Source organism: Methylobacterium pseudosasicola (assembly GCF_900114535.1).
GTDB classification, from domain to species: Bacteria; Pseudomonadota; Alphaproteobacteria; order Rhizobiales; family Beijerinckiaceae; genus Methylobacterium; species Methylobacterium pseudosasicola.
Window position 1 is genome coordinate 80559 of sequence record NZ_FOTK01000027.1, and the last position, 6668, is coordinate 87226.

General features: G+C 66.0%; 8 protein-coding genes and 1 pseudogene. 6 read left to right on the top strand and 3 right to left on the bottom strand.

What is annotated here, in order from left to right; translation table 11 throughout:
- Window position 1: 1 nt before the first annotated feature.
- From urtC to urtE, 3 genes are read left to right on the top strand one after another with little or no spacing between them, the layout of a single operon-like run.
- Entirely contained in the window at window positions 2-1153 is a 1152-nt protein-coding gene (gene urtC / locus BM228_RS22760; protein ID WP_092044182.1) for an urea ABC transporter permease subunit UrtC, read from the top strand.
- A 2-nt stretch (window positions 1154-1155) separates the two neighbouring features.
- On the top strand, window positions 1156-1962 hold the full coding sequence (urtD, locus tag BM228_RS22765) for an urea ABC transporter ATP-binding protein UrtD (RefSeq protein WP_092044184.1): 807 nt from the start codon (window positions 1156-1158) through the stop codon (window positions 1960-1962).
- Between the two features lie 3 nt (window positions 1963-1965).
- Window positions 1966-2661 carry an urea ABC transporter ATP-binding subunit UrtE gene (gene urtE / locus BM228_RS22770; RefSeq protein WP_092044186.1) on the top strand — a complete coding sequence of 232 codons (696 nt, stop codon included), beginning with the start codon at window positions 1966-1968 and terminating at the stop codon, window positions 2659-2661.
- A gap of 393 nt (window positions 2662-3054) precedes the next feature.
- On the opposite strand, the gene BM228_RS22775 is transcribed toward urtE, so the two are convergent.
- Entirely contained in the window at window positions 3055-4047 is a 993-nt protein-coding gene (locus tag BM228_RS22775) for a DUF808 domain-containing protein (RefSeq protein WP_092044188.1), read from the bottom strand.
- Window positions 4048-4345: 298 nt separating this feature from the next.
- Between BM228_RS22775 and BM228_RS22780 the strand changes: the two genes are divergently transcribed.
- Together BM228_RS22780 and BM228_RS34790 are read left to right on the top strand one after the other, a co-directional pair.
- On the top strand, window positions 4346-4597 hold the full coding sequence (locus tag BM228_RS22780) for a hypothetical protein (RefSeq protein ID WP_092044190.1): 252 nt from the start codon (window positions 4346-4348) through the stop codon (window positions 4595-4597).
- Between the two features lie 49 nt (window positions 4598-4646).
- Window positions 4647-4799 carry a hypothetical protein gene (locus tag BM228_RS34790; RefSeq protein WP_167367795.1) on the top strand — a complete coding sequence of 51 codons (153 nt, stop codon included), beginning with the start codon at window positions 4647-4649 and terminating at the stop codon, window positions 4797-4799.
- A 93-nt stretch (window positions 4800-4892) separates the two neighbouring features.
- On the opposite strand, the gene BM228_RS22785 is transcribed toward BM228_RS34790, so the two are convergent.
- Window positions 4893-5078, bottom strand: a complete 186-nt coding sequence (locus BM228_RS22785; protein WP_139234169.1) for a hypothetical protein — start codon at window positions 5076-5078, stop codon at window positions 4893-4895.
- Between the two features lie 184 nt (window positions 5079-5262).
- Here BM228_RS22785 and BM228_RS33975 point away from each other — a divergent pair, with 184 nt between their 5' ends.
- Window positions 5263-5514, top strand: a complete 252-nt coding sequence (locus BM228_RS33975; protein ID WP_139234170.1) for a hypothetical protein — start codon at window positions 5263-5265, stop codon at window positions 5512-5514.
- A 316-nt stretch (window positions 5515-5830) separates the two neighbouring features.
- Here the strand turns inward: BM228_RS33975 and BM228_RS22790 are convergent.
- Window positions 5831-6585, bottom strand: a pseudogene (locus BM228_RS22790) (IS5 family transposase).
- Window positions 6586-6668 lie beyond the last annotated feature (83 nt).

Sequence of the window (6668 nt, forward strand, 5' to 3'; positions counted from 1 at the left end):
GATGGCACGCACCCGCCTGATCGATCCGAAGGGCTGGATCTTCCTGGCCGCGCTGGCCGCGATTTGCGTGATCGTCCCGCTGCTGAATCTCGGCTTCCCGCCGGGCTCCGCGTTGCACCTGCCGACCTACCTGGTTTCGCTGTTCGGCAAGTACCTCGCCTTCGCGCTGCTCGCCCTGGCCCTCGACCTCGTCTGGGGCTTCTGCGGCATCCTCTCGCTCGGGCACGGTGCGTTCTTTGCGCTCGGCGGCTACGCGATGGGCATGTACCTGATGCGCCAGATTGGTTCGCGCGGCGTCTACGGCAATCCGATACTGCCCGACTTCATGGTGTTCCTGAACTACAAAGACCTGCCGTGGTACTGGCTCGGCTTCGACCATTTCGCCTTCGCCGCCTTGATGGTGCTGGCCGTGCCGGGTCTTCTTGGATTCGTGTTCGGCTGGCTGGCTTTCCGCTCGCGGGTGACTGGCGTCTACCTCTCGATCATCACCCAGGCGTTGACCTACGCGCTGATGCTCGCCTTCTTCCGCAACGACATGGGGCTCGGGGGCAACAACGGGCTGACCGACTTCAAGGATCTGCTGGGCTTCAACGTTCAGGCTCAGGGCTTCCGCGTCTCGATCTTCGTAGCGACTGGGGTCGCGCTGGCGATCGGCTACCTGATCGCGCGCTTCATGACCGTCTCGGCCTACGGCAAGATCCTGATCGCGGTGCGGGATGCGGAATCACGCACCCGTTTCCTCGGCTACCGGCCGGAGCACTTCAAGACTCTGGCCTTCACCATCTCAGCGATGATGGCTGGCGTCGCCGGCGCGCTCTACGTGCCCCAGGTCGGAATCATCAACCCTGGGGAGTTCGCTCCGACCAACTCGATCGAGGCGGTCATTTGGGTGGCGGTTGGCGGGCGCGGCACCCTGGTTGGGGCGGCACTCGGTGCCGTCGTCGTCAACTACGCCAAGACGGTGCTCACGGGCGTGATGCCCGATGCCTGGCTGTTCGCACTCGGCGCCCTGTTCGTTGTCGTGACCCTGTTCCTGCCGCGCGGCATCGTCGGCACCGCGATGGAGAAGTTCGGCGGTCGCCGCGCCGCAGCCACGTTGCCGCCTGAGCCCGAGATCCCGCCGCAGCTCGCCGAGGAGGGGCAAGGCTCGTGAGCATGGCCGAAACCCTTCCGCCCGTGACGCAACAGGGCCTCGAACTGGGGCCTGCCAATCGCAAGAAAACGACGGGGGCGTTGCTGTATCTCGATGACCTCAAGGTCACGTTCGACGGCTACCGGGCGCTCCGCGGTCTGTCGCTGTCGCTCGATCGGAACGAGATGCGGGCGATCATCGGCCCGAATGGGGCCGGCAAGACGACGATGATGGACTGTGTCACCGGCAAGACCCGGCCGGACACCGGAACGGCTCTGTTCGACGGAACCCACGACCTCCTCAAGCTCGACGAGCCGGCCATTGCCGATCTCGGCATCGGCCGAAAGTTCCAGAAGCCGACGGTGTTCGAGAGCCATACAGTGGCCGATAACATCCTTCTGGCTCTTAAGGGGCCGCGAGCCGGCGTCGCGTCCCTGTTCGGTTGGCGTAACCGGGTCGAGGCCGAGAGCATCGACGAGATCCTGACCGTCGTCGGGCTGCTGCCTCATCGCATGCGTCCGGCCGCCGACCTGTCGCATGGACAGAAGCAGTGGCTGGAGATCGGCATGCTGCTCGCCCAGGACCCCAAGCTCCTCCTCGTCGACGAACCCGTGGCCGGCATGACCGACGCCGAAACCGAGGCGACCGCGATCCTGCTCCGCACCATCGCCAAGGATCACGCCGTCGTGGTGGTAGAGCACGACATGGCTTTCGTCCGGGCGCTCGGATGCCGCGTGACCTGCCTGCACGAGGGTGCGGTCCTGGCCGAGGGATCGATCGATTCCGTATCCGCGGATCCGCGGGTGGTCGAAGTCTACCTGGGACGGTGACGGATGCTGAGCGTCGACGGGATCGACCTGTACTACGGCGCGGCGCAGGCCCTGCGCGGGGTCTCGCTCGCCGCCGATCCGGGCAAGGTTACGACCGTGCTCGGACGCAACGGCGTGGGCAAGACCTCGCTCTTGCGGGCGATCGTCGGACAGCAGCCGGTGCGCAAGGGTGTGATCCGGCTCGACGGCCGTGAGATCCAGGGGCTTGCCCCCTACGACCGGGCGCGGGCCGGCATCGCCTTCGTGCCCCAGGGCCGCGAGATCTTTCCGTTGCTTACCGTGAAGGAGAACCTGGAAACCGGCTTCGCGCCGCTCAAGCGCCGCGACAGGCACGTGCCGGGGGAGATCTACGACCTGTTCCCAGTGCTCAAGGACATGCTGCACCGGCGCGGCGGCGACCTCTCGGGCGGACAGCAGCAGCAGCTCGCCATTGGCCGGGCCCTGGTGACGCGGCCGAAACTCCTCGTGCTCGACGAGCCGACCGAGGGCATCCAGCCTTCGATCATCAAGGACATTGGCCGGGCGATCCTCTATTTGCGCGGCAAAGGTGAGATGGCGATCGTGCTGGTCGAGCAGTACTTCGAGTGGGCGCGCGACCTGTGCGACACCTATGCGGTCATGGATCGTGGGCAGGTGGTCCTATCGGGCTCTCGTTCCGAGATGGTCGAGGCGGACGTGCTGAAGTGGATGTCTGTCTGAGAGGCGTGGTCTGCACAGTCGCGCGTCGGCTTCCGAAGGTGGCGCCGATGGGCAAAGGTGGGACGGGAGACCTATCAGGACCGAGGTGGTCGCTGCCCGAGCGAACTGGCCGGATGTGCAGTGATCGTCCGCTTTGAAGCAGCGTCCGAGGCTCATCGAATGACGGGAATAAGCGCGATCCCGTCGACCGCTTTGCGCCGATTGTGTTGAAGAACCGCTTGAGGCGCAGTCTTCGCGTTTTTCAACACAATCTACTCATTGCGAGCATTCGAAAGAGAACTCCAAAGCGGACATCGCGGTGGTCCTTTGCGAAGCGTGATGCCTCGTCGCTTCGAAGCCGGGCCGATAGTCGATCGCCGCGAAATGTCTTCTGCGACCGGCTGCGGCCTCGCTTCAAGCGTCCCGCCTCCACAAGCCTGATAGGTTCTGCCACGCCGGAGCCAGGACGAAGCTCGTCAGCGGGATCAGCAGACCGCCGACCGCCAGCCCGATCAGGCCCGACGCCATCGCGGTGACCAGCCACGCGACCAAGCCCTTCGCAAACGGAACGTACGAGGCTGTGCGCACCGCGGCCTCGTGCGTGAGGTGTGCCGGGGCCGACAGGCCGTAGGTCTCCAGCCCGTGCATCAGGATCCCGCCGCCGACCCAGATCATCGCCGCCGTACCCACGATGGCCAGGAGCTTGAGCAGGATCGGCATGCCGTTGACCACGCCGCGTCCGAGACCGCGGATGAGGCTTCCGAACGGCGGCCCCGCTTGGCTGCGGGCGAGCGCGAGGCCCGCGTCGTCGGCCTTCACGATGAGCGCCACCACGCCGTAGACGCCCGCGGTGATGCCCACAGCGACGATGGCCAGGACGGCCGCCCGCATCCAGAAGCTGCCCTCCGGCAAGGCGGCGAGGGTGATGGCCATAATCTCGGCCGAGAGGATAAAGTCGGTCTTGATGGCACTCGCCACGCGGCGATCTTCCAGGGCCTGATCGCTCCCCGTGTCGCCCCGGCCTTCCGCCTCATGCCCGTGCGCGTGATGGGGAAAGAGGGCCTCGTAGACCTTCTCGGTGCCCTCGTAGCAGAGGTACGCGCCGCCCAGCATCAGGAGCGGCGTGATCGCCCAGGGCGCGAAGGCGCTGAGCGCGAGGGCGCCCGGCAGCAGGAACAGGAGCTTGTTGCGGAGCGATCCCAGGGCGATCTTGCCGACGATCGGCAGTTCGCGCTCCGCCGCAAAGCCGACGACGTAGCGGGGTGTGACCGCGGCATCGTCGATGACGACGCCGGCCGCCTTCGTTCCGGCCCGGGCGGCTTGACCCGCGACGTCGTCCAGGGACGCTGCCGCCCCCCTGACCATGAACGCGACATCGTCCAAGAGGGCGATCAATCCAACGCTCACAGGTCTGTCCTCGTCCGCGATAAGTCCGCCAGACAGACGATCCGCGGCCGGATTTGATCCGTCACACCCGAAGATCGGGGCGGCAGGGTAGCCGAAAACGCTCGCCTATGAGCCGGAAGATCGCGGACCTGTATCGAGCGCTTCGCAGACCGAATCGGCGGCCGCCGCCCGCGCGGCGTTGATCCGGAGCGCCATCGTGGGCACAGTGCGCGCCGATCAACAGTATCGAGACCGGACAGGACTGGACGCGATCCGTGACGCTCCCCACCGAGCCCCTGAAGGCGAAGGGCGACCCGACGTGACGAGCCCGGACATTCCGGCCGACAAGCTGGCCGAGGTGGCCGGGCTGGCGACGGCACTGGCCGACCGTATCCTCGAACAGCACGCCGCGGGGGCGACGATCCCGCCGAAGCAGTTCCACATGCTCGTCAACGCGACCCGGATGCTGCAGGACCACGGCGTCGCGTGGCCGACGGCGGTCGAGCGCGTCCTGACGGAGGTCGCCCGGCGCGCCGAGGCGATCTCCGACGGCGATGACCGCGTCTCATGACCATGATACGGCTCTTCCGCGTCCCGAAGCGATCCTGGCAGAGCCGGCCATGAATCCTGTCGTCCTGGCCCTGATGCTCGCGCTGCTGACCGCCTGGATCGGCATCGGCGTCGTGGTGATCGCCTATGGCACGCCGCTCGGCGTCGCCCTCTACGTCCTGGCCATCGTCGCCACGAACCCGAGGGTCTGGCGGTTGCGGTGACGGATCGCGGGGACGACGCATCGACGGTAGCGCGTTCTCGATGGCCGCGCGCGGGAGTCCGGAAACCCGGATTCGCCGCTTCCGCATCACGCCTCAGGCCACGTTCTCGTTGCTGGCCTCGACGGTCGGCGCCGCGACCTCCTGCGCGATCCGCTCGCCGATCAGCTGGAGGAGAATGCGGGCCGCCAACTGCATCTCGCTGGTGCCGTGTGTCTTCACGGCCTCGTAGGCCGCAATGCAGGCGTCCAGCATCGCCTCGAGCCCGGCATCCTCGGTCATCGGTTCCGTCATCGATCGGTTTATGAGACGCCTATTGCGTCCGCGGAACGATCGTACAACCGGCAGTTTTACTGGTGTGGTATGCGGTTGAAGATTGCATAGCACGGTTGCGTACCCCCGCATGGCCTGCAATCAATGCGTGCAATAACCCTGCCCGGTTGCAAAGCCGATGGAGAGCATAGGGATGCCGAACGACGCTCGGTCCGCGGCCTGTGCTGAAACGTCCGGACCCCGCCTGCAACGCGTTGCACAGGCTCTCGACGTGCCCGTCGAGGCCTTCTACGGGAGCGCGCCCTTTGATCCGGTGACCGCCGGCGCGGCCGAACTGCTCCGCATCTGGCACACGATCCGGGATCCGCAGACGCGGGAAGACCTCCTGCTGGCCGCGCGTGGATTCGCCGACCGCGAAGCCGACGCGTGCTTGGCCGCCGAATAGACCCGCCCGACATCCCGGGTTGTTCGCCCGGGCTTGATCTGATGCAACCCGACGATGCGGAACACCGGATCCGCCCCCGGCCCTGAGCCGAGCGCGCCGGGAGCGATGGCCTCAGATCAGATAGACGACGCCGTGCGCCTTGAAGGCTTTCGGACACTTGCTTTCGTCGACCAGCTTCTGAGCGTCTTCGATCGTCAGATGTCGGTCGGCCGCCACCTCGGCGAGGGTCATCCACTTGCTCTGCACGGCGTCGTCTCCTGCTTTCGCGGTCAACGACGCTCTGGCCGGATGGTTCAAGCCTAGGTAGGGGACTCATTCAGGTCCATGCGATCACACAGGAAACGAGTGCGACGGCGGCCAGATAGTTGCAGGCCAAGCGGTCGTAGCGGGTCGCGACGCGCCGCCAGTTTTTGAGATGGCCGAATAGGCGCTCAATCCTGTTGCGCCGGCGGTAGGCGATCCGGCTGTGCTTATAGGGTACCGTTCGGGTGGCTGTGGACGGGATGGTGGCGATCACCCGGTGGCTCTTGAGCCAATCCCTCAGGCTCTGTGCATCGTAGGCTTTGTCGGCGATCAGGCGCTTGGGCGGTACGACAGCCTGCAGCAGTGGCAGCGCCATGCTGATGTCGGCCACGTTGCCGGGCGTCAGGGCGAACGCAACCGGTCGGCCACGACCATCGGCCAAGCAATGGATTTTGCTCGTGAAGCCGCCGCGCGAGCGGCCGATGGCCTGGCTCCAGGCCCCCCTTTTCCGCCCGATGCTGAGCGGTGTGCCTTCACGTGAGAGGCATCGAGCATCAGTTCGTCGGGGACAGGGCCTGCGGCTGCGACCTTTGCAAACAGGCGCTGCCAGACCCCGCGCTGGGACCACCTGTTGTAGCGGTTGTAGATCGTGGTGTGCGGGCCGTAGGCGGCGGGCGTATCCTGCCACCGGCAGCCGACCTTCAGCACATGCAGAATGCCGCTGATGACCCGCCTGTCGTCGACCCGAGGTTTGCCGGGTTGACCGTGAGGCAGGTGCGGCTCGATCCGCGCCCAGGCTTCGTCCGAAAGCCAGAACAGCCGTGCCATCGCGATCCTCCTAAGCTGAAAACCCCAAACTCAGGAAGAAAACGCGAGCGCCCGCAAATGGTTGTATGAGTTCCCTACCTAGC